We start from the raw sequence: 22,092 nt of genomic DNA, 5'->3' as shown, positions 1-22,092 counted from the left end.
AATCTACCCCTCTTGTTTAGTTTTTTCATCTAACAATAAATTCAAAGCTTTGTATTCGGTGTGTATTAAAGCCATCTGCCCGTATATGTCAATTACAACAATGAAAACTCCAACATCTTTTTCATTCTGCCAAATTTCGCGCATTTTATTTGCAATTGGATAAAACTCGTCGATGCCCAAAGTTTTCTTCATGATCTTATGGATGACTATCATCCTTATAAAGATTTCTATTATTTAGTATATATTTCGCTAATTCAGTAGAAAGTTATATAAATAATGAAAGATTAGCGGATTATATGGAAAGGTATATAAATCTGCCCGAAAATAATATGATAATGGGGGAAATCGGCAAAAAAGTGTTAATTGCTACTCTGTACAATCCAGAGCCTGTTATTCTTGCTACAACTAGATTGGGGCCGGATAGGTTGATACTATTGATTGATAATTCACCCAATAAAGAGCAAGATGCCTCTGTTAAATTGATTTTAAATAGCTTGGGAAAGGTTATAGATGTAAAGACTGTCAAAACAGATGTATATGATATTGTAAAAATAGCAGAGAAAGCTGTTGAGATAATTGATATGCAGCCTAAGGATGATTTAATCTATGTCAATGTTACTTCTGGCCGTAAAACTAAAGCTATGGGATTGCTGTTTGCTGCATATGCTAGGCATGATAGGGTAAAGAAAATTGCTTATAATCCAGAAGAGGACAAGAATGCGATTGTATATTTGCCAAGATTGTCTTTTAAGCTAAATGATTCGCAAAAGAAAATTCTTGAAATATTAGATAAAGGCAAGGGCGAGAGCATAACCGAATTATCTAAGAAGATTGACTTGTCAACTGCAATGCTCTATCGCTCAATTGATGAATTAAAAGACATGGACTTAGTTTCAGATGAATTGAAATTAACTGATGCTGGGAAGATAGCGAGGCTGTGAAGATGGGAGATATTTTTATTCCGGCAAGTAAAACAATTCTACGCTTATTTGATAGCAATGAATATTATCAAATACCTTCTTTCCAAAGGCCTTACAGCTGGACCAACGAAGAGATAGAGGACCTTTGGAATGATATCTTTACAGCAATGGAAGATAATGATGAAGAATATTTTCTGGGATCAATTATTTTGACTAGGAACGACAGCAAAGGCTCGCTTGATATAATAGATGGGCAACAGAGAATGACAACTTTGACAATCTTATTTTGCGCATTAAGAGATTTGTATTACAAAAATTTAAATGATAACGTAAAGAAAAACCGCATTCTGGGGAGAATAAAAAATTTTGAAACTGGCTCCGAAAGATTGCGATTCACAACGCAATTCCATGAACAGAATGTTTTTGAGCAGGAGATAATAAATGGGATTAATTATGATATTCCTAGACATCGGGATGAATTGAAGAAAAACAATTTTCTAAATGCTGCGTTCTTATTTAGGGAGAAAATTGAAGCATTAAAAGCTTCGTCACCGGAAAGCATAGATAAATTTACTGATTACCTTTTGGATCAAGTCAGAGTTATTACGATAGAATGCACTACCAGATCCTTTGCTATCAAATTGTTTCAAGTTCTGAACAATAGGGGTATGGACCTAACTCCTGCTGATTTGATAAAGAGTTATTTGATGGGCCGGTTAAAAAGCGATGAAGACCTCAGAATTTTTGAACAAGATTGGGTATATATTGAAAACAAGGCCAAAGAATTCAATGAAGGCCTGACAAACCTTTTTACTTATTACTTATATTATTTGCTTGGTAGCAACCCCAAGAAATCATTGTATGATGAATTGGAAAGATTGTTCAAACTCAGGGAACCAAAAAATATTATCTATGAGTTTAAAAAACTGATAGATTATTTTGATGAGATAGATGATGAACATTCTAAAGTTATCTATGCCTTAGAATACTTGAGGCATGATGTTTTTTGGAAATCAATACTTTTGACTGCGAAGATGGAGAACTGGAGTCATGAGGATTTTCTTCAACTTGCAAAAACATTACGAAATTTTTATTATGTTTATTGGATAGCGGAATATACCACATCTAAAACAAAACAGACTTCTTTTAATATCATAGCATGGATTAAGAACAAAGAGACTATATCCTCGATCAAGAGTAAACTGGATGCGAAACTGAAGGAAGATCGTGTTGTAATTAGGGCATGGAAAAACTTGAATTTTGGGGTTTATGATTTCTCGTGGTGCAAACCGATTCTAGCAATAATAGAATACCAACAAACAGATAATACAAATATCAATTATATAGATCTGGAAAAATTTGTCCACGTAGAGCATATCTTACCACAAGGATTTGCAAAAATCAGATATTGGCAAAATCTGTTTAAACAGGAAGAAGCTGAAAAAATGTTGAATAGTATTGGTAATTTGACTTTACTATCTGGAAAGAAAAACATTGAAGCAAGCAATAGACCATTTCTGGACAAGCTTAGTGTATATAGTGGTAAAGGAATAGACGGAATGACTGGATTTGTTATAACTCAAAATATTGTTAATGCTGTTGGTGATGACAAGAATTGGACAACCCGAAAGATAAATGATCGAGCAAATTGGATATTCAAGGAACTTTGCAAAATCTTTGAAATTGATTTCTTTTGGGAAGGGAATGCATCTGTAGAGGAGGACGAAAGTATTAGTGCGTCAACACAATTAATATATAACACACTTCAGGAAAAAATCCTTAGCTTAGGGCCAGATGTCAAATTGGAGCCCAAAAAGTATTATATTGCATTCAAAAGAAGGGGAAATTTTGCTACAGTTGAAATACAGAACAGCAAAATAAAGATTTGGATTGATTATGATGTTGAGAAGATAAATGATCCGAAGGGTCTTGTACGTGATGTGTCCCAAATTGGACATCATGGAACAGGTGATAAAGAAATTGAATTGAGCAAAGAAGAAGATATAGACTATGTTATGAATTTCATAAAGGCTGCTTATATAGAAGACGAATTTAGCGATGATGATACAATAGATGATATAAAATATTCTGAGGAACATGCCAAAGAAATGACAAATAACCCCCTCATGTATCAACTGCTTCTGGAATTTAGAAAAGAACTTAGCAAATTAACCCAATTTGAAGAGAAAATAAACAAATATTTTATTGGATTTAAGAATGGTGCAAATTATTTTGCGGCATTCAGATTGAGAGATAAGTATTGTTATATTTCTGTACTAGATGTCAAAATAAATCCCAATCATGATAGTGATTCAGTTAGGTATAAGGACAGAAGATTACGCATCCAGATAAAGAGCATTGAGGACATTCAAAAATATATAAATTTAGTTTTATTATCTGAAAAGTATAACGATGACAAAAGCAATAATCTTCGACCTTGACAACACATTGATTGACTTGGAGATTAAATGGTAAAGATAATATCAAAATTAAAGGAACATTTGTTGAATTTATTTAACTCAGACATCTCTAAGATGGTAGAAGAAGGCCAAAAAAGTATTACACATTGCTCTTGGTGCGGAGCACCCTTGACAAAAAGAGGGGAGTATGTTAAATGTTCATGGCATAGAGCTAGGGTTTTTACCAAAGGTGGATTCATATGTCAGAAATGTGCTAAGAAATGTGATAGATGCAAGAGTTATTATTGCCCTAAGCATATAAAAGACCATCGCTGCCAAGATATGAGATAAGATGACAACATACTCCCATTCAAAGCTAAGCTCATTCGAACAATGCAGATTAAAGTACAAATACCACTATATTGACAGGATTAAGGTAGTGGAAGGTGGCCAGAGCATTGAGTTGTTTCTTGGCTCTCGTGTCCATGAGGCGCTCGAAAAGCTTTATCGCATGCTGCAATTTGGAAAAAAGCTTTCTTTGAAGGAAGTATTGAGATTTTACCATTTGGAGTGGAAAAAGAACTGGAACAGAACTGTCTTCATTGTTAATGATGATTTAAGTCCCAAAGACTACCAGAGTATGGGTGCCAAGTTCATATATGATTATTACAATACTTATGAGCCGTTTAATCAGGGCAAAGTCCTTGGCATTGAAACTGAATATTTCCTTGATTTGGATGAGAAAAATACGATTCATGTAAGAATGGACAGGATTGTTGAATCTTCTCCTGAAGTATATGAAATCCATGACTACAAGACAAACAAGTCTTTGCCAACACAGGCACATTTGGATGAAGATAGGCAGCTTGCCTTGTATTCCATATGGGTAAGGGAGAATTTCAAGGATGCAAAGAAAGTAAGGCTTGTCTGGCACTTTTTGCAGTTCAACAAGGAAATGGTTAGTGAAAGGAATCCTGAGCAGCTTATTGTGCTGAGGAAGAACATTTTAGGAATAATTAAGGAGATTGAAGGGGAAAAGGAGTTTGCCCCTACTGTTTCGACACTCTGTGACTGGTGCGAATACAAGGGCATATGCCCTATGTGGAAGCATCAAGCTGCTATTGAAGAGCTACCTAAGAACAAGTACCTGAAAGAGGATGGTGTGAAGCTTGTAAATAAGTTTGCTGAATTGACATATAAGAAAAGGCAGCTGGAGAAAGAGATTAATGATGAAATGGAATTAGTCAAGGATGCCTTGATTAGGTATGCAGAGTCAAAGGATGTTTCTGTGGTGTTCAGCAAAGACAATAAGGTAAGCATAAAGCAGTATGATTCAATCAAGGTTCCTGCAAAAAACACAAAAGAGAGGGAAAAGCTGGAAAAGCTTTTAAAAGAGCTAAACAAATGGGATGATGTGGCTGGCTTGGATACAAATGCCTTGAAGAAAGCTATTGAGGAAGGGGGATGGCCTGCTTCGGTTGTTAGTTCAGTCAAGAAGTTCATGGAAGTTGAGAAGAGCTATAGGTTGAGCTTGGGGAAGGTTAAGGGAGAGGAATAAAGTGAGTGAAGAATCAGATAATTTTATTGAACAAGTACTAAAGGCGTTCATCCATATTAATAAAGAGATAAGCTCAGAAACACTAGAACACAATTTTAGTCCCAGATTCGTTGACTATTTTGTAAAGTCCGTTCTACATTACCAAGGTAATGAATATATCTTTGAAAGGCAAAGAACTGATATCACTTTACAGGATGAAAATAATTTAAGAGTTGTTGTAATAGAAACAAAAAAACCTAAGGAGGACTTAGATGCTGAAAAATGGAGAGAACAGGCAGGAAAATATGCAGATGAATCCACAAAATATGTGGGTCTGACCAATGGTTATACCTTTTTGTTGTGGCAAAATGAAAAGGGACACAGGGTTCTTAAAGTCAATATTAATTTTAAAAATATTATTGATACTAAGAGAGCAAAGGAAGATAAACTCACAACACAAGAAACTGAGCAAATACTCTTTCTTAAGAATATCTCAAAAGAAGAATTGTGGAATGAAAGCAAATATAACAAATTCAATGAATATTACGCAACAATAGATGTTGCAGACGACAGTGGTTTTAAAAAACTTATTGAACAATTAAATCACATTTCCACGGAGTTGTTAAAACAGTATACTTACAGTGCATTTGATGAGTATTACGCCGGATATGCTCAGTATAAACATACCCTAGGTGAACTTAGTGACTTGAAGGGGGCTAGTAGGAAAAACTCCAAACACGCTGCAGAAATAGCTAAATTCGAGCTAAAAACTGAAGGCAAATACAAAAAATATGCATCTTTCTCTGGATATTATATTTGGAAGGCATTATCCAATCGCTCTGACGACGATGAAGATGAAAACAAGCAGGTTTTCTGCAAAGAATCTATATACGTTTTGCTCAATAGGTTATTATTTATACGAATTTGTGAGGACAAGAACCTTCTCAAAAAAAAGATTTCAAATGGTGGTATTGAGCGATTGCGTGAAGAATTGTCGGAACCAATAGTCGGCGATTCTGAAGTATTCAAGCAAATAATCAAATTTTCTTATGGCGGTGCACAGAAGATTTATTATCACTTCTATGAAAAAGATAATCCTCTAGATTGGTATGAAAGTGGCGATGGTGAGTTAGACCATGTATTAAACAAAGTTATCTGGCTTCTCAATCAATTCAACTTTACTAAGGTGGATAGGGATATACTTGGCAAGCTTTATGAAAAGTATTTACCAAAAGAAGAGAGAAAAAGACTAGGGGAATTTTATACACCAGACGAAGTTATTGATTATATACTTAATGCTGTTGAGTATACTCCTAGTAAGGCCATAGAGGGAAAAGATATAATAGACCCTGCTTGCGGTTCAGGTGGCTTCATTGTTAGAGCTGCCAGAAGACTGATTGCTAGACATGTGGTGAAATTTGGAAAAGCCACTCCTAAAGAGGCACTTGATAATAAGCAGTGGTCAGAAGTTTATGAGAGATTGTCTGCAAAAGAATGTGAGGAGATTGTTAATTCTGTGGCAACACATATTCATGGCTTTGATATTAATCCATTCGCAGTACATATAACTGAAATGAACCTGCTTTTTCAGGTGATTGACTTGTATTCCAAAGCGATAAAGGGTAACTCCTCTTTTACAGTTCCACGCTTTAAGATTTACGAGACAGACTCTCTTGAGATACCAACTGAACAAACTAATTTAGTGCAGTTCCAAGGAGCAACTGGTAAGAGCCTTGCCAAAGACAAATCATATACAGATGAACTAAAAAAGAAGAAATATGATTTTGTAGTTGGAAATCCACCTTATGTTAATACCTCTAATTTAGATAGCAGCATTCAGATAGATAGTTATCGAAAGACATATTCTGAGACAGTTTTCCGTAATTTTGATTTATATATTCCCTTCATTCAGTTAGGAGTTCAATTAATGACTGACAAAGGTAGAATGTCATACATCTGCTCAAATCAATTTATGGTCAAAGACTACGGAAAGAACTTACGCCACTTCCTAAGCAAAAATGTTGGTATTCAAGAGCTTATTGATTTTGAGGACAAGCGTGTTTTCGACTCCGCCACAAATTATCCTCTTATTTTCATCTTTACCAAAGAAAAAATTCAGACAACTTTCTGCGCAAAGGTTTTGTCTAATAATAAAAATATCTTCAAAGAGATACAGGAATATAAAAGTTCTGGCAAGAAACCGACAAACTTGACAATGTTCAATCTTCCGACCAATCAATTTTCAGATGAACCGTGGATAATCAGACCGAAAGACGAGTGGGGGATAGTTAAGAGATTGACTGCTTTGCCAAAGCTTTCAGACCGTGCAACATTTGTTTCTGGCTTGAGAACCGGAAAAGATGGCGCGTATTTTGGCAAGATTGAAGACAACGACCAACCTCTCGTAACAATAACCACAAAGTTAAAAGCTGTAAAAGTTGAGCCAAAAATTGTAAAACCGACACTCAAGGGTAGGGACGTGCGAAGATGGGCTGCAAAAGCTTCTATTTCCGCGATTTATCCCCATAGTGACAGTCCTCCGTACACATTTTCATTAGAGATTATGGCGAAACAATTCCCAAATAGTCTCAGCTATTTCAAGGAAATAAAGGCAGTGTTAGATGGGCGTAAGTGGTTTAAGAAAACTGCAATCGAATTGCACAAAGAATTTTATGCGATGATGTATTTTGATTTGCCTTCTGATTTTGATAAAGCAGAAATAGTAACGCCTGCACTCACCAAAGAGCCGAATTTTGCCTTGAATGAGGAGAAAGCTCTTTTTATAGGTGGTACGGCAGGTATTATCGGTATCTGCCCTAAGATGAACAAGCACGCCCTATTGGGTATTCTTAATTCGAAAATTTTTGCTTATTACTTAAAAACTCAGCCAATAAAGTCTGGCGGCTTTAGACAGATGAGTGTAAATAGCATTTCCAAATTCCCGCTACCACAAGAAAACAAAAAATTAGAAAGCGAGATTGCAGGAAAGGTAACGCAACTCCTAAAAGCGAAATTAAAGAATGAAGAAATTAAGAGCCTTGAAGCCGAAATAGACGACCTTGTTTTCGACCTTTACGGAATCACAGAGGAGCGCAAGATCATTGATAAAGCAATCAAAGTTTGACTTTTTGAAAAATTCTTCTTTATAATAAAAGTTTATATGGGCTCTATTTAGAGCCCATTACTTTCTCCATGTAACTCATTGGTTTGATGTCGGTTATGACTGTCTTGTGGACAAGCCACTTCTTATCTTCACTCATCTGGATTGATGTTTCCAGTATTGGCTGCTTGTTAAGCTGCTCAATCTTCAATGCGCTCAATTCAACTTTCTTGGTTTCTTTTTCCATTTTGGTTGCCTCCTTATTGAAAATAGTCACTTAACATTATTATGCCTATATGTATGGTGACTATTTTGTTTTTTGAGCATTTTATCGAGCTGGTTTGACAAATATCTTATGTCAATGGATTTTCCATATTTTCTGTACTTTTTGGTAAAATTTGGATTGGTGACTACAAAGAACCACTTATCATAATTCTGTTTCAGTAAGCTTACTTTCTCAAGAATTTGTTTCTTCCTATTGTGCAGTACAGTTCCTGTTTCAACCTCGATTGCAAATTTCTTGCCATTTAATTCAAATATTATGTCTGGCTTTCTTGTTGTGAATTTCTGGCAGGGGATGTTTTTGCTTTCAAGATAATTTGCAATGTCATAAACGAGAAAAGCATGGCTAAGGCTTTCATTGAATCTTGGCTTCACAAGAAACTTTTCCTTCTTTTTTCCAAGAAGGCTTTTAGCTTCAAAGCTCCTGTGGCCTTTGGCCATCAGGTACTTGATTTCTTCGAGATTGAGCTTTGAGCACTTGTATAATCCTACATAGGAATCCACATTTATTGTGACTTCTTTTCGTTGTGCATTCTTTAAGCTTTTAGATGGTTTTTCTTTCGTTTTGCTATTTTCTATAATTTCATCTGGATTCGTTGTGATAATTCGATGCTCTTCTTCTGATGCTACAACCTTTATTTCGGTGTGATCATCTTCCATAATGAGAATGCCTTCTCCGACTTGTGCTGTAAGAAGATGGGTTCTTTCCTGATTGCTAAGATGGAAAGCTTCGCAAATGCCTTTTATGACAGCAGGCTTTTGGCGCATTAATAATGTGTAAGCTGAGTTTGCCAAAACTGACTTGCCTGCTTCAGATTCAAGCATTCCTTCAACTTCCTGATTGATTAAAAGTAGGCCGAGATTGAATTTCCTGCACGTCTTTACAATTTCAAAAATATATGTTGCATCTTCTGTTCTTGACAATAATGACCATGCTTCGTCAATTAAGAGGATTTTCCTTGACAAATCTGACTTCATTTTCATGTAAACATAATCAAGGACAAGGAACATAATGACTGGCTTGACTTGCTTTGGCATATTGCCAATGTCAAAGCATACAAAATTGTTGTTGAAATTTATGTTGGTTTTTCGGTTGAGAAAGCTGAAAACGCCATCAACATACATGCTTAATCTGTTCATTAAGCTTCTAATTGTGGACTTTTCAAGCTGGATGGAGTGTTTTTCCATCAGTTTTAATGCTTCAAGAACATCACCAAGAATTGGTGGTGTCTTTTGCCATGTCTCGGGTTCTTCTTTGATGCCTTTCTTGCTGTACGCTTCTGTTATTGCCCTGTCAATAAAGGCCTTTTGAGGCTCTGTTAAATCGCCTAATAAAACAGGCATTAAATCCATTAAAGAAAGGCGTTTTTCAGTGTAATCATGGCCCATTAAATCTAAAGGATTGATTATTGTCTGGCTTGTTCTTGAAAGGTCGATTCTTTGGCCGTTGAAATGACTTACAAGTTCTTTATATTCACCTTGGGGATCAATAATCATTACCTTAGTGCCGTTTAGCAAATATCTTGCTATCAACAGTTTGCAGAAATATGATTTTCCACCGCCTGATTGTGCAAGGACTAGACCATTTGGATTTGGCAATTTGAAAATGTCTCTTATTATTGGAATTTTATTTCTGTTAAGGCCAAGCCATATTCCTGTTTCATCAATTCTGCTGAATTGGCTTGTAAAAGGAAAGAAGGCTGACAATGCCTTTGTGGTTATGTTCCTGTTGGCATTTAATTGGTCTATGCCTAGGGGTAGGATTGACTTGTAGCCCTGGCTCATGCGAAAAGTGGCTATTTTTGGCGCAATCATAAGGCTGTTTAGCTCAGATTCGACCTTTCTTGATAATAGCTCTAACTGCTCTAATGTGTCGGCCTTGCAGCAGATGTAAAGGCTTATGTTGAAGAGCTTTTCTTCGCCTTTTTGCAATTCTTCAAGGATATGCCTTGTATCATTGTACTGTATTTCTAAAGAAGGGTTTATGATTTGTTTATTTTGCATTACGTATAAATCTGCTCTTTGCTTTTGCAGTTCCTTATTCAGGTTGATGAGCATTGTTTCCAATGGGTAAGGCTTGATGTGAAGGCTAAGGTCAAAGTCGCCTTGTGAAGAAACAATCCTGTCTAAGAAGCCTGCTTCCACAGTTCTTGGATAGCCGTGTGCATAAATGATTCTGTTAAATTTCTTGTTTACTTCCAAATGCTTTGGATGGTTGTTGATTTTTGGGTTGGCTTTGAATAGTTTTTGTAGTTGTTCATTGTTTAGTCTTTCAGCTTTGAGGTTAAGATTTTCCAGTTTTTGCAGGCAAATGTCAGCCTGAATTTCGATGTTGTTTTGTTCTGGAATAACAATATAGAAAATCCTGTCCATTATCTTGTTGGATTTGATGACTTTTTGGAGATGGGTTTTGTAATGCTCGAACAGTTCTTCATATTGGTTTATTCTCGATTTTAAAGAATTGAGATAATCTTCAAGTTCCAAACTTTCTGTGTTCATGAGGATTTGGATTGGGAAGTCCAAACTGTTTAGAAATTTCTGGAATGATTCCATTATTGCTTCTTGTTCTCCACTTGGCTTTATCCTGAAATTGATTGGTTGGACTTTGATTATGGCGACTTTGTTTTTTGCAATAATTGTGTTGTTCTCTATTTTCTTTATTCCAATGTAATTTTCGTTATTTTTGAATCTTGTAAAATGCCAGTAGTCTTTTATCGTGTTTTCCAGATTGAAGAACATGAACATTATGCCTAAAGTTGAGGGGATTAGGGCAAGAGTGACTTTGAAGTAGGGTGCTTCGATAGTTTTGAAGATGATTAATGTTATTGTCCCGAAGATGATAGCGTAGAATAACTGTTTGAATGTCAGGCCGAAGATGATTTTTTCCTGGTATTCGAGTTGCTGAGGGATTTGGTAGGCCACATTGAAAAGATTATGGTGGAGATTGGATATAAGTGGGACTCGGAGAATGTATGATTTTATGTAGAGGGTGGAAATCCTGAATCAAATTAATAAAAAACAAAATTTAGCCAGATTCCGTTGCAGCGTCCAATTTTGAAATTAATTCTTTATATCTCTTTAGTTGTGGCTTTGCTTTTTGTAGGGCATTTATCAATTTATCAACAGAATCTTCTGCATTCAGGAAAATTGCCCCGACATCTTTTTGTTTATTTCTATATTTTACTCTGATAAATGGTTGCTTCCATGGATCTGTCAAAACATCAATAAACAAGACTCCGCTATGCATTTGCACATTTTGCTGAAATTCTCCCTTACCATTCAGAAAAAATACTTTAGTGTTCGAACCATACTCCTGTTCATGCACTCTTCCCATTCTTTTCAATTCTTCAAGATAGGTTTTTACGGTACCTCTAGCCAAACCACTTATGTCGATAATCTGTTGTATAGTCATTCCATTTGCGCTACCAATTAATGCTTTTTCAAGTTTTTGTATCGGACTTTCCTCAACCATTCAATACCACCTCTGTAACCCTTGTACCTGTCATTTCTCACAGCTTTAGTATATATAAATTTTGTGTAAATATTAAATTTTGGTATAAGGCATTGATGTGAAAGCCCATCAAAAAGCATAACATTTAAATAGAAGCTAATCCTCAAACGGCGCATGATAGAAAAATACACCCTTATTATTCGCTTGAATTGTCCTTTTGTGAATGAGTTACTAGCAAAGTTGAATCCTCATTCTATTATTGTACCGGCATATGATATTCTTTCATCCCCTAAAACCAGGGGAAAACTGCAAAAATGTGGTTATAGCCTTCACAAAATGCTTGGATATTCCGGGAAGATTAAATTGCATCTGATTATGGAGGATGATGAATGTGATAAAATTTATCACAACAATGCAAGGGACATGGTTCTCCGCCTTGTAAAATTAACAGGCGTCAGGGATTTCATAGGCCTAGACACATATACATACAAAGATTTAGATAGAGAGTATAATCATACTTTCACAAATAACAAACTACAAGCACATTTGGAAACAATGTTGAGTTTAGTCGGTCTGCCGGCAAACATCACCATCACTCCACTAATTAAGGGATACGACATGGAAAGTTTCCGATTATGCTCTCGCTTTGCGTCTCTTTGTGGTCACAAAAATTTTGCTTTCCATTGCGGCAATTATGTTTCTGGCTCGGCTGATGAGTTGAAGGAATTGCAAGCTATAACTGGAATGATGAAAAAACATTGCAATGAATTAACACTTGTAGGATTTAGCTCACCAAGACTTTTTGCAAGGTTTCGACACGCGGATTATTTTGCTGGCATGACTCCTTATGTCTTGGGCTACACATACGGAAGAATACTTGTCAAAAATGATATCGGCAGCGGTTACCACAAAATTGCCTACAACAAAAAGGAGATGACTATCATAGACGCGATAAAGCATAATTATGATTTCATAAAAGAGGCTGCATCGGGCAGCATGGATCAAACCACGTTACTACAGTTTCAAAATGGGCAACCTAAAACCAATTTCACTTTGAAAAATTTCGTTAGAGGATAAGAAAATGGGCATAAACCATGCAAGTGGTGGTGGAAGCAGGGAATTTCAGGCATTCAAAAGACGTAACAAACCGATGTATAGCCAGAGTACATTGTCTGGTTCGAGCCAGGGCCAAAAAGACAGCAAACCAAAAAACAAGGTTTCTGAAATAATAGCACGCGTGGGGAGAGGTATCATTGAAGGAGCTATTGTCGGTGCCCTATGTGCGGCATTTCCTGCCGCAGCTCCAGGGGTTATAGCTGCATACAAACTCTATAAAATGGGGAAATCTATTAAGGAAGTGCAAAAAGCTGTTAAAAAAGAAAAAATCAATAAAGTTGAAGCAGGCGTAAAGGCGGCATCTAAGGAAGGTATCAAGCATGTTGTGGGAAACATTGTTGATTCAGAAACAGATAAAGCAGCTTCTGATACAGTTAAAACGGTATCACCCGAGGCAAGAGATTTGGCATCTGAAATGGTTCGAAATACCATTAAATATGCTAGTCAGGAAAGCTTAAATGAACTGGCATCATACACAATAGATAAAGGTGCAGAAGCATGAAACAGGAAATAAACAATGAAATCCTCGTAGAAATTGGAAAAAGAAAAGCGTTGCTTTTCCAAAAATTAAAAGAACAACTAGAAGCAAAAAAAGAGTTTGCAAAGTTGGAAAAAAAAGACAAAGAATTGGTGCTAAATAATTTCAAGAAGAAAATAGGCGCTCTTGAGCCAACACTTTTTCTTACACCTGAAGAGAAGATGAATAAGAGGTTGGTGAAGATACAAAAACTTGAAAAGTTAAATATTCAGAGCGATGAAATTTTAATCAAGCTCCTTGGACAAATATAATATGAATCATTTTAAATGGACAAATTTATTATTGCTTACCCTAGCCACTTTACTCCTTCCTTTATCACCCTAGTATTTTCCCCGAGGATTTCAATCCCGTATTCACCAGTGTAAACACCATCAAATATCCCATCAACAAATTCACAATAGAAAAAGCAGTTATCATAACCAATATCTTGAAATTGTCAAATATTCCGACATCAATCAGCTTGGAGCAGGCTAGCAATATCACAGCGTCAAAAAAGGTCAAAAATATACAAACCCCCAAATAATTCATTATCAGCTTGCCATATTCTTTCAAAGGTGGGATAAAATATAGGAAAATGGCCAAAGGTACAAATACCACTCCAACAGCAACAACCACATACCTTATCATAAGGATTATGACAGCCATAAGTAAGGCCAGCACATAGAATATTGCAAAAAGGAACTGCAAGCCAATATTCACAATATTGTCAGCAGAAAGAAGAAAAAAGTCATTGTCAATCAAATTAATAATCCCTATTGTCAATAAACTGTTAATGTCCAAAATCAAGCCATAAATGAAATATGATGCTTGCACCAATACAATCATTATGAAAATGTTCCTGAGCCATTCCTTCGCTTTCTCCCTTTTTACAACATCATAGCCGGAAATCATGAAATTAAAGCCGGAATACAGCAATAACAGGCCATAAAACAGGGAAATGATGTAAATCATTATCCCCCACAATGACGCAAACAGGCCAAGGTCAATAGGACTGGTTAATAGCGTCTTTGTAAAGCTTAGGAGAGGCTGCAAAGGGGCATTAAAAATGCCTAAAAAGAAATCAAATAGCTTTTGAGGCAGGCATGTGGCTAGATTAAGCAGGCCACAGTCATCAGCCATTATAATGCACCTGGCCAGGATTTTGATAAAAATCCGTAAAAAAGATAATTTAGCAGACCTAATGCTGAAAGATTGAGGAGAATGTTTAGTCTGTCTTCGTCATTGACATGAACATATGTTTCTGTGGAAAATAAGCCATACTGAGCTGTTATTCTGTTTTGGTATGGCAAAGCCTGAAAGCTGACATTGTTTTTGCCGATTATTGTATAGTTGCCATATTTAACACTTACAGGAATATCTGAAGGAAAAATCCTTACAAGAACTGTTTCATTTGCATCATATTTCAGCTTGTCAGTCTCAATGCGAAGATTAATCTTGCTGAAATTTCCGGATAAAGTCGTATTTATCTCAGAAAAGAAGTCAAAAGTATGGATGCTTGCATCTTGGCCATCTTGAATGTATAAGTAGCCGTCTGATAAAAACGCATTTTGGTAACTTGATTGGTTATAATCCTTAGCCTTAAGCGTGTAAAAATAATAAGGCTCTTTGCTGTGAACAATGCTGTAAATGTATTTGTAAAACTTGAATTCTGAGTTTGGGAAAACAGCTTCAAAAGAATTGCTTAGATTAAGGCTGAATTTGCTTGTATTGGAATATTGGTCAATTTGTTCAAGCCCTGCATTAAGGTTATTGGTATAATGACTTACATTTATGGAGTCTGATATTTCAAGGCTATCTGTCTGAGTTTCATGGTAATTGAAAAGGCATTCATAGAGGTATTTTACGCAATTATCGCCATCCCATTCCAGACATTCTGTCTGTTGCCAAGAATAGTGGTCAATGCCCATTGCAACATAAATGGAAAAATCTGATTTTATAGTTGAGTTTGACAGGATTGTTAGGTTGACAAGTTTGCCATAGTTTTGTAAGATGCCATTTACACTGACTGCATTTTGCGATGTATTTTGTTCAAGAGAGAAATCACGTCTGCAATCTCCATCGCTTACTTTTGGATAGCCTGGACTTAGATAATTGCCTGGAATTTCAATATCATAGCCATATCCGTTTAACAGCTGTGTATTGTCCGGGACATAAAGAGTTTCTCTATATAGAACAGATGGCATTACAGTCAGGTTGCTTAGCCAAGCGTTCTTGATGAATAAGCTTTCTAGTTTAGTGATATTATTGGGTGTATTACTAACCAAAATACCAATATTGTGATTGTATACATAGACGTGATCTGGGTTGTACTTGCTCAAATAATCAAGATTTGAGAGAATGGAGTTTTTGACGGTTTCATTCAAGACTGTAGATTGTATTTGAAGACATTGTGGTTGATTTTGAAAGCTGACAGTGGCGCAGTCAAAAGCCAAGATATAAGGGACTACAGCAAATATGGATATCATAAGAAGGAAAATAGTTTTAGGCATGAGATAGATAGGGTTATGAAACTATTAATGGGAAACTCGGAGAATTAAACTAAGCAGTAAATTGCTCCGCCAAAAGCTATTTATATTAAACTTGTTTACGGATTATGTGTTTGAAAAGTGATACAGGAAAAATTAGTGAACGTGAAACCATTCATCGTACATGGTACGGATGTGTCAAATATAATAAGCATACTTGAGAATGGTCTCTGGTCACAAGGCACTTTGAAAGAAAAAAACATAAATCCAGAATGGTTCCAGATTCCATATGTTCAAAACAGAAATAAATATTTATTTACCAATTCGGTCTGGGTTTATAACACAGATAAAGAAGAGTGGAGTAACAAAGAAGAAAGGGCAGTTAGAATAGGTACTTTATCTACAGAAGAAAGAATTCAGATAATTACAGGAACAGCGGCATTGCCAATAGGTTGCCATATAGCTTATGACTTCTGTTTTGTTTTTCCGCCACATTGGAAAGTAATCAAACCTGATTTCCAGAATTTTGCTTATGAAGCTTTTATCGAAGATACTGGAATTTTGACTTCACAAAACTGTTTGGCAGTAGTCGTTAATGAGAAGAAGTTGATTGAAGACGCCTTTGGTGAGGATGCTATCAAATGGCGAAATGCTGTTATGCAACAAGTTGAATCAGAACTCAAAAAACGTAAAATTCCTTTCATAAAGGATGGCTGGGGAGAGAAAGATTGGGACAAAGAGTTAGATGGATAAATAAGAAATAAAAAATAAATTCTATCCAACAATAAAATTCACAACCAGTGGCGCAGCCCATATCACAATCAAGCCAATGACAACATACATGACCATGCTCTTGGACTGTTCTCTTTTCTTCGGGTCATCGCCAGATGTCATGTAATTTACCCCTGCAAACAGCAGGATAATAACCGCCACAACTGTTGCTGCATACTTGACCAGATTGTATATTTTCATGACCGGGCTTAAAATCTGGTCAAATGTTGCCTTGTCCTGGTCGCTTATGCTTTGGTTGAATTCAACTGCACTTACCAATGGCATTGAAGCCAAAAGCAAAATCAATATTATTTCCCATTTCATAAAGACACCTCCGGAGGTTTTGATGGATGGGAGTGATTATTTGTCATCCTGATGCTTTATTCTCTCAAGGATTTCATCCTTGTATTTCCAATTCAGGAATTTTCTGCAAGTTGAGCAGAAGAACTCTTCATCCTTGCAGAGTTTCTGGCCACAGAGCTTGCATTTCATACAAGACTAAGGTTTATGAAAATAGAAAAGAGGAACTCGGAGAAAGAAAAGAATTAAATATCAGAGTTCATTGTTGAATTCTCGACGGAAATTGTTTTTCTAAAAGCAAAAAAATTGGACGGGAGTTATACTTTTCGCTTTCTTCCCAGCGGGGGCGTATTGACTACTTATTAGTAATTATAGAAAGCAAAGGTTTATAATTTAATGCAACTGAACAGATGCATGGCAGATTTGTTGGTAAATCCGGGCCTTGAAGCACGACTAAAGCAGAAAATCAATTTCTTGTCATCAATAACTGGTTTGCCAATTGTGAAAACTGAGCTTGTCATGCCGGCTTATGACAGCAGCACAGGAACTCTGCCTGATTTTACATTTGACCTGCAATTGGAACCATTGCCAGGGTGCCAGTTGATATGGACAACCTGCCGCAATTCAGGCATGCAAGGGATGAATTCATTAGCAGGTTCATGGAAGTGGCCAAGTCATGGGAATATGATAGCATACATTGATGCTTCAATCTTCAACCGTAAAACATATATCTTCCGGAGTTTCTGGATTCCGTTATGGAAAAGGATTATGCAACCAGAATCTTGCTCTTAATTTTATTCTGTTTCCTGCTTGCAAATTTGGCTGCGGCAAAATATTATTTCATTACAGATGACCAGTCGCCGGCGACTGATGTCGTGATTCTCACTTCTGTTGTTCTTGAGCTGGAAAACATCACTGCGAATGATTATGGCGTCGCCTTGCTGAGCGAGATGGAGCAGCCTGATTTTGACAATGGGGTGACTGTTTTTATCTATCAGGGCAAGGCCATGATAATCATCGGAGGCATGTCTTCCCCCGATGAAAGGGGTTATGTTGATGACATGGGAGACTATCTCCTTGCCTACAAGGGAATCAAGCCCTTAATAGTTGCCAGCAGTGAAATCGAGGGCATTGACATGCGGGAATTGCTTTTTCCCAGTGAAGATAGTGTTGATGATAATGATAATGGAGGCGTGGCATCACCAGATGAAACCGGAGAAGGCACGCATTTATGCCGCGACACTGACGGCACAAATTACTTCACATTTGGAAATGTGAATTTCACAGCAGTGGCGCTGACTTCAATACAGTCTGTAAGCTATAATGATGAATGCGCTGATAATTTCACAGTAAAGGAATTTTTCTGCCCCACAAAAGCATCCCTTGATGTTGCATATGTCGAATGCGAGTTCGGCTGCTTCAATGGCAGCTGCAGGCGCGAAGCTGCAATAATAATTGCCGAAAATGTTTCTGTGGAGGAATCCGCAGATGAAGCTGGGCCGGAACAGGCTACCGATACTGCCGCGCAACAAGATGCGGCCATAGAAAATAAGTCGTGGTGGGGCAAATTTGTTGACTGGCTTAGTGGTTTGTTTTCCTAGGAAAATAAAGTCAAAAGAAAGGGCCAATTCCGCTTTAATATTCCATACATTGCCGTGCCTCTAAGTCTTTCCTTTTTCCTTCCCCATGTACTCTGCATGGCACTGATCAACATAAACTTCAAGGTCAGCCCCGTGAGGGAAGGTGTGGTTCAGCTCATGCTCCCTGAAATGCTTTGAATGCTCCAGAATGGAAAAATATCTCCTTAAGTAATGCTCTGACCTTTTCACCAATTCCTCATTCCCGACCTGCCTGGCAAACTCGCGCACAATTTGCAGGCCTTTGGCAACCTGCTTGAAACTGGACTCTGGCGAGCCAATGTCGAGGAAGTTTGCATATTGGCCAAGCATCCTGTCGATTTCTTTATCCATGAAGTTGGTCATCATGTTCAGATTTATAATTGTTGCGGGCACCTCTGAATTTTGGTTATTGCTAAGTAGTAAATAATACCAAGACTTTTAAAATATCAATCATTTCAAAAAGATTATGAGAAAATTGCAAAGCAATGCAGTTCCAACTGAAGGGTCACTGGTGCAGATCGTCCAAAGTTTGCCAAGTGACGGCTACATCCTCGGCACGCCTGACACAATCAGGCACCTGATTAAAAGGGAATATAAGAAAGATGATGTCCTATCCACTGCATTTTTCTATTCTGGCCATACGCCTGTTTATGCGCTTAATGATGATGGAGACCCAATTCTGTATATGCTGCCCTTCCATGATAGCCCGCTCTTCCAAAGATTGAGAGAAAAGGGGGAAAAATTCCAGGAAAATGACTTCAAGCTATCCAGGAAAGAGCTTCAGAAACTCATATCAGGCACAGGGGCCAAGGCAATAGATGCAATGGGCTTTTTGCCGAGAAACTTGAATGACAGGGTCTCGAAATTATCTTATTATGTCATGGATTTTCTTGAAGATGCCCCACAGCAAACGCAGAATATGGTTCAGGGTGTGTTAAGCCCTGGCCAGAGCCTAAAGGGAATGATTGATTTGTACATTGACCGCAGGATTCCCAAACTGAGGATTATACTGCCAAATTATCATGAATTTTTTGGGGGGGATTATAGAGGGGAAGGGATAATGAGGATAACGCAAATAAGCGGGATTGACCATGGGTTAACAGTGGATATTACCCAAAAAATGCTCAATTATGATGAGATGGTGGCCCTGGTTGTTGGCCCAAAAACAGGCTCGCTAAAGCATCTGGAAGACACAAGGCACGGGGTTGATATAGCAATTGAGCATGGGCCAAAACTAAAAACTGTCAAGAGAGACTACTCTTATGTTTCCAAAAATAAGAGAACGGGCAAGTTCATGCCAGGAACAGGTGTCAGGCGCAGTGAGAGATTATCAGAAGAACATAGGAAAGTTGGTGACCACCTCCAATACCTCAGGGAGGAAATGCAAAGATCTGCACTGGGCCTGACTCGCGAAGGTGCAACAGTATTGGCACAGGCAGTATATTTGTATGTGGGCCATTATGAAACAGCCAAACCGAGCAAGGCAGCTGCCCAATACGCCCAGCTTTACGATGCAAAAAAAACAACTTTTGCTGAGGATCCCGGGGCTGATGCTGCTGTTGCCTATATCAATGATAACTTCCAGCAGGTTATTGAGAACCTGGGACCGAGCCGTGCCACCACTCTTATCAGGGTTTTGCGAAAATACGTGAACAGGGACAGGACAATCAACAGGAAACTGACTTTGGCGCGCAAGAGAATGTAATGCAGGTTGGTTATGAAGATACAATTGGCAAAATTAGCTGTGCGCAAGGCATGCCTTGTTCGATACAATTTTCATATATGAAATTAAATAATAATAGTATATGTGTAGTGTATTAAACGATATATTTAAATATGAGTAGTGTTATTATCAAAGAGTAGTATATTTAATCATGTTCATGATAAGGGGTGTGAAAAAATGGTTGGGCTAAGAACAAGACTTTTCGTTCATGAGGAAGCAACAAAGGACGCTTTTATTAAAGTGAAGGCTGACTTTAGCTCTGTGAGGGATTACATCGATGCATTAAAGGAAAGCATCAATCAGCTGAATAGCGACAATATGGCCCTGAGAAATGACCTCAGGACGGCAAATGAGAATTTCCAGGCATTGAGCAAGGGCATCATTGCACTGAAGGATAATATTTCTACGCTGGAAAAAGACAGCCTTGAAAGCAAGAACAGCCAGCTCGAGATTGGCGCCACTGTTGTCTCATTGTCAGGCGATGTCGGAACATTAAATGGAAAAATGCAGAAGCTCCAAAATTCCAATGCAGAGCTTGCGTCAGCTGCAGAAGCAAGCTCCAAAAAAAACAGGGAGCTGAGCAAGAAAGTCTCAGCACAGCAAAAGGCTGCAAAGAGGCTGCAGGGCAAATCCAATACACAGTCAAAGAAGCTAAGGGCTGCGAGCGCACTTTCAAAAGCCAATGACGAATCAACAAGAAAGCTTAAGTCATTGTTCGCGAGAAAGATGAAAAGCCTGAAAAAGCAGAACCTGGAAATGGAAGACAGGCTTAAGAAATTGCGGAAAAGGATGATAAGCCTGAACAAGAAAATTGATGGCGCCGCATAAGCCATAAAAAATATAAGCTATTCATTCATTTTATAATCCGGTTTTATTTTCATTTCACTAATCCATATGGCCAATCCATGCGGCCCGCCAAGATTTATATAAGCAAGGGCCTGCGCAGGGGACAAAATGACAGTTACTTTGGTTGGACCTCATGATTATGCTGGATCTGTTATCAACAGGAGCCTCAGGCTTTTTGATTTGCATTCCCTTGTCAGGCGTGATTTCTTGAGGGCATCTGATTATTACCGTGCACTGGCTTATCTGAGCCTTATCATCGGTGCTAGCAGGAGCGGCTTTAGGCAGGGGGACAATTATGTGCACATGGATTATAGCCCGGCCGAGCATAAGAAGAGAGATGGCCAGTCTTTCAAGGGACTGGAAGATTTTCTTGGATACACAGGCATGGATGTGATGTTCGATAGCAGGCTCAAGGAACTCCAGCAGAAATTTGCAGCAAGGAAGCCTGAGCAAAAAGCAGTCATGATTGCAGTGATCAATGCTGGTGATGGCAAATTAATCAGCGGAATCAAGCAGCACTTGTCACAGCGTTATGGCCTGGATTCAGTTGTAGTTGGAACCAACAAGGATATTTCCCTTGCAGGATTCAAAGAGGCTGATGGGATGTATGTCATTGCCAGGCCAGGCAGGCTTGAGCATGTTGTGCACAGCCGCGAGATGGGGGAACCCAGGATAATGGCAAGCGTGCCAGATGCAATGCCCAAAAAGGACTCGCTTGCAAATGAGTGGTACGGCATGGTGCCGGATTCATTCCATATTGTGATATCTCCCTGGATTCTCGGGCCGGGAGAGCCATGGAAACAGGAAAATATGCTTGCAAACGTGCATGAGGCAAGCAAGCTTCTCAAGAAAGACGGCATGATGATTGCTGTTGGCCCAAAAGTGGTGGAAGGATACCCGAAGGAAATTTCTGACCCAGGATTAATGGAAATTGTTCTGCCTGAGCGCATGCGCCGGATTGCAAAGGACACCAGGGAAGCCCGGGCAGAAAATACTGTTTATGTCAGATGAGCACCGCCAGAAAT

General features: G+C 37.9%; 21 protein-coding genes. 13 read left to right on the top strand and 8 right to left on the bottom strand.

The genetic code is table 11. From position 1 onward, the window contains the following. Window positions 1–3: 3 nt before the first annotated feature. Window positions 4–192: a hypothetical protein gene (locus J4227_07235; protein ID MBS3110295.1), complete on the bottom strand. Its 189-nt coding sequence runs from the start codon at window positions 190–192 to the stop codon at window positions 4–6. A 104-nt stretch (window positions 193–296) separates the two neighbouring features. On the opposite strand from J4227_07235, the gene J4227_07230 reads away from it, so the two are divergent. From J4227_07230 to J4227_07215, 4 genes are all read left to right on the top strand, one after another. Beyond that, complete coding sequence (locus J4227_07230) at window positions 297–941, top strand: CRISPR locus-related DNA-binding protein (GenBank protein ID MBS3110294.1); 645 nt, start codon at window positions 297–299, stop codon at window positions 939–941. A 2-nt stretch (window positions 942–943) separates the two neighbouring features. Then, window positions 944–3,361, top strand: coding sequence for a DUF262 domain-containing protein (locus tag J4227_07225; protein ID MBS3110293.1), 2,418 nt, complete (start codon window positions 944–946; stop codon window positions 3,359–3,361). A gap of 310 nt (window positions 3,362–3,671) precedes the next feature. Next, complete coding sequence (locus tag J4227_07220; GenBank protein MBS3110292.1) at window positions 3,672–4,877, top strand: PD-(D/E)XK nuclease family protein; 1,206 nt, start codon at window positions 3,672–3,674, stop codon at window positions 4,875–4,877. Between the two features lies 1 nt (window position 4,878). Beyond that, window positions 4,879–7,980: an N-6 DNA methylase gene (locus J4227_07215; GenBank protein ID MBS3110291.1), complete on the top strand. Its 3,102-nt coding sequence runs from the start codon at window positions 4,879–4,881 to the stop codon at window positions 7,978–7,980. Between the two features lie 43 nt (window positions 7,981–8,023). On the opposite strand, the gene J4227_07210 is transcribed toward J4227_07215, so the two are convergent. The 3 genes from J4227_07210 to J4227_07200 all read right to left on the bottom strand — a co-directional run bounded on the left by J4227_07210 (window position 8,024) and on the right by J4227_07200 (window position 11,710). After that, window positions 8,024–8,203, bottom strand: coding sequence for a hypothetical protein (locus J4227_07210; GenBank protein ID MBS3110290.1), 180 nt, complete (start codon window positions 8,201–8,203; stop codon window positions 8,024–8,026). 26 nt (window positions 8,204–8,229) lie between these two features. Then, window positions 8,230–11,160 (bottom strand): DUF87 domain-containing protein, encoded by a 2,931-nt coding sequence (locus tag J4227_07205; protein MBS3110289.1) that lies wholly within the window; start codon window positions 11,158–11,160, stop codon window positions 8,230–8,232. A gap of 103 nt (window positions 11,161–11,263) precedes the next feature. After that, complete coding sequence (locus J4227_07200; GenBank protein MBS3110288.1) at window positions 11,264–11,710, bottom strand: hypothetical protein; 447 nt, start codon at window positions 11,708–11,710, stop codon at window positions 11,264–11,266. 153 nt (window positions 11,711–11,863) lie between these two features. Between J4227_07200 and J4227_07195 the strand changes: the two genes are divergently transcribed. From J4227_07195 to J4227_07185, 3 genes are read left to right on the top strand one after another with little or no spacing between them, the layout of a single operon-like run. Further along, window positions 11,864–12,766 carry a hypothetical protein gene (locus J4227_07195; GenBank protein MBS3110287.1) on the top strand — a complete coding sequence of 301 codons (903 nt, stop codon included), beginning with the start codon at window positions 11,864–11,866 and terminating at the stop codon, window positions 12,764–12,766. Window positions 12,767–12,770: 4 nt separating this feature from the next. Beyond that, entirely contained in the window at window positions 12,771–13,307 is a 537-nt protein-coding gene (locus tag J4227_07190; GenBank protein MBS3110286.1) for a hypothetical protein, read from the top strand. Continuing rightward, complete coding sequence (locus J4227_07185; GenBank protein ID MBS3110285.1) at window positions 13,304–13,594, top strand: hypothetical protein; 291 nt, start codon at window positions 13,304–13,306, stop codon at window positions 13,592–13,594. The genes J4227_07190 and J4227_07185 overlap by 4 nt, the downstream gene beginning before the upstream one ends. Before the next feature lie 64 nt (window positions 13,595–13,658). Here the strand turns inward: J4227_07185 and J4227_07180 are convergent, their stop codons facing one another. Beyond that, window positions 13,659–14,462: a hypothetical protein gene (locus J4227_07180; GenBank protein ID MBS3110284.1), complete on the bottom strand. Its 804-nt coding sequence runs from the start codon at window positions 14,460–14,462 to the stop codon at window positions 13,659–13,661. Beyond that, complete coding sequence (locus tag J4227_07175) at window positions 14,462–15,832, bottom strand: hypothetical protein (GenBank protein MBS3110283.1); 1,371 nt, start codon at window positions 15,830–15,832, stop codon at window positions 14,462–14,464. Before J4227_07175 ends, J4227_07180 begins: the two co-directional genes overlap by 1 nt. A 117-nt stretch (window positions 15,833–15,949) precedes the next feature. Between J4227_07175 and J4227_07170 the strand changes: the two genes are divergently transcribed. Further along, window positions 15,950–16,561, top strand: coding sequence for a hypothetical protein (locus J4227_07170; protein ID MBS3110282.1), 612 nt, complete (start codon window positions 15,950–15,952; stop codon window positions 16,559–16,561). A 21-nt stretch (window positions 16,562–16,582) separates the two neighbouring features. Here the strand turns inward: J4227_07170 and J4227_07165 are convergent, their stop codons facing one another. After that, complete coding sequence (locus J4227_07165) at window positions 16,583–16,879, bottom strand: TrbC/VirB2 family protein (GenBank protein MBS3110281.1); 297 nt, start codon at window positions 16,877–16,879, stop codon at window positions 16,583–16,585. A 414-nt stretch (window positions 16,880–17,293) separates the two neighbouring features. On the opposite strand from J4227_07165, the gene J4227_07160 reads away from it, so the two are divergent. Then, window positions 17,294–17,671 carry a hypothetical protein gene (locus tag J4227_07160; GenBank protein ID MBS3110280.1) on the top strand — a complete coding sequence of 126 codons (378 nt, stop codon included), beginning with the start codon at window positions 17,294–17,296 and terminating at the stop codon, window positions 17,669–17,671. Continuing rightward, a complete protein-coding gene (locus J4227_07155; GenBank protein ID MBS3110279.1) occupies window positions 17,635–18,480 on the top strand; it encodes a hypothetical protein in 846 nt (281 codons plus the stop codon). The genes J4227_07160 and J4227_07155 overlap by 37 nt, the downstream gene beginning before the upstream one ends. Before the next feature lie 60 nt (window positions 18,481–18,540). On the opposite strand, the gene J4227_07150 is transcribed toward J4227_07155, so the two are convergent. Continuing rightward, window positions 18,541–18,849 carry a hypothetical protein gene (locus tag J4227_07150; GenBank protein ID MBS3110278.1) on the bottom strand — a complete coding sequence of 103 codons (309 nt, stop codon included), beginning with the start codon at window positions 18,847–18,849 and terminating at the stop codon, window positions 18,541–18,543. A 115-nt stretch (window positions 18,850–18,964) separates the two neighbouring features. Between J4227_07150 and J4227_07145 the strand changes: the two genes are divergently transcribed. From J4227_07145 to J4227_07135, 3 genes are all read left to right on the top strand, one after another. Next, window positions 18,965–20,203, top strand: a complete 1,239-nt coding sequence (locus J4227_07145; GenBank protein ID MBS3110277.1) for a hypothetical protein — start codon at window positions 18,965–18,967, stop codon at window positions 20,201–20,203. A gap of 195 nt (window positions 20,204–20,398) precedes the next feature. Beyond that, a complete protein-coding gene (locus J4227_07140) occupies window positions 20,399–21,049 on the top strand; it encodes a hypothetical protein (GenBank protein ID MBS3110276.1) in 651 nt (216 codons plus the stop codon). Window positions 21,050–21,175: 126 nt separating this feature from the next. Further along, on the top strand, window positions 21,176–22,078 hold the full coding sequence (locus tag J4227_07135; protein ID MBS3110275.1) for a hypothetical protein: 903 nt from the start codon (window positions 21,176–21,178) through the stop codon (window positions 22,076–22,078). Window positions 22,079–22,092: the final 14 nt, after the last annotated feature.

The organism is Candidatus Woesearchaeota archaeon (genome assembly GCA_018303405.1).
Lineage (GTDB): Archaea > Nanobdellota > Nanobdellia > Woesearchaeales > JABMPP01 > JAGVYD01.
This window is presented reverse-complemented; position numbering and strand designations above follow the sequence as displayed.

Coding starts and splice junctions, on each gene's coding strand:
- J4227_07235 (MBS3110295.1), bottom strand. CDS start 192: ATGAAGAAAACTTTGGGCATCGACGAGTTTTATCCAATTGCAAATAAA.
- J4227_07230 (MBS3110294.1), top strand. CDS start 297: ATGGAAAGGTATATAAATCTGCCCGAAAATAATATGATAATGGGGGAA.
- J4227_07225 (MBS3110293.1), top strand. CDS start 944: ATGGGAGATATTTTTATTCCGGCAAGTAAAACAATTCTACGCTTATTT.
- J4227_07220 (MBS3110292.1), top strand. CDS start 3,672: ATGACAACATACTCCCATTCAAAGCTAAGCTCATTCGAACAATGCAGA.
- J4227_07210 (MBS3110290.1), bottom strand. CDS start 8,203: ATGGAAAAAGAAACCAAGAAAGTTGAATTGAGCGCATTGAAGATTGAG.
- J4227_07200 (MBS3110288.1), bottom strand. CDS start 11,710: ATGGTTGAGGAAAGTCCGATACAAAAACTTGAAAAAGCATTAATTGGT.
- J4227_07195 (MBS3110287.1), top strand. CDS start 11,864: ATGATAGAAAAATACACCCTTATTATTCGCTTGAATTGTCCTTTTGTG.
- J4227_07190 (MBS3110286.1), top strand. CDS start 12,771: ATGGGCATAAACCATGCAAGTGGTGGTGGAAGCAGGGAATTTCAGGCA.
- J4227_07185 (MBS3110285.1), top strand. CDS start 13,304: ATGAAACAGGAAATAAACAATGAAATCCTCGTAGAAATTGGAAAAAGA.
- J4227_07180 (MBS3110284.1), bottom strand. CDS start 14,462: ATGGCTGATGACTGTGGCCTGCTTAATCTAGCCACATGCCTGCCTCAA.
- J4227_07175 (MBS3110283.1), bottom strand. CDS start 15,832: ATGCCTAAAACTATTTTCCTTCTTATGATATCCATATTTGCTGTAGTC.
- J4227_07160 (MBS3110280.1), top strand. CDS start 17,294: ATGGCAGATTTGTTGGTAAATCCGGGCCTTGAAGCACGACTAAAGCAG.
- J4227_07155 (MBS3110279.1), top strand. CDS start 17,635: ATGGAAAAGGATTATGCAACCAGAATCTTGCTCTTAATTTTATTCTGT.
- J4227_07150 (MBS3110278.1), bottom strand. CDS start 18,849: ATGGATAAAGAAATCGACAGGATGCTTGGCCAATATGCAAACTTCCTC.
- J4227_07145 (MBS3110277.1), top strand. CDS start 18,965: ATGAGAAAATTGCAAAGCAATGCAGTTCCAACTGAAGGGTCACTGGTG.
- J4227_07140 (MBS3110276.1), top strand. CDS start 20,399: ATGGTTGGGCTAAGAACAAGACTTTTCGTTCATGAGGAAGCAACAAAG.
- J4227_07135 (MBS3110275.1), top strand. CDS start 21,176: ATGACAGTTACTTTGGTTGGACCTCATGATTATGCTGGATCTGTTATC.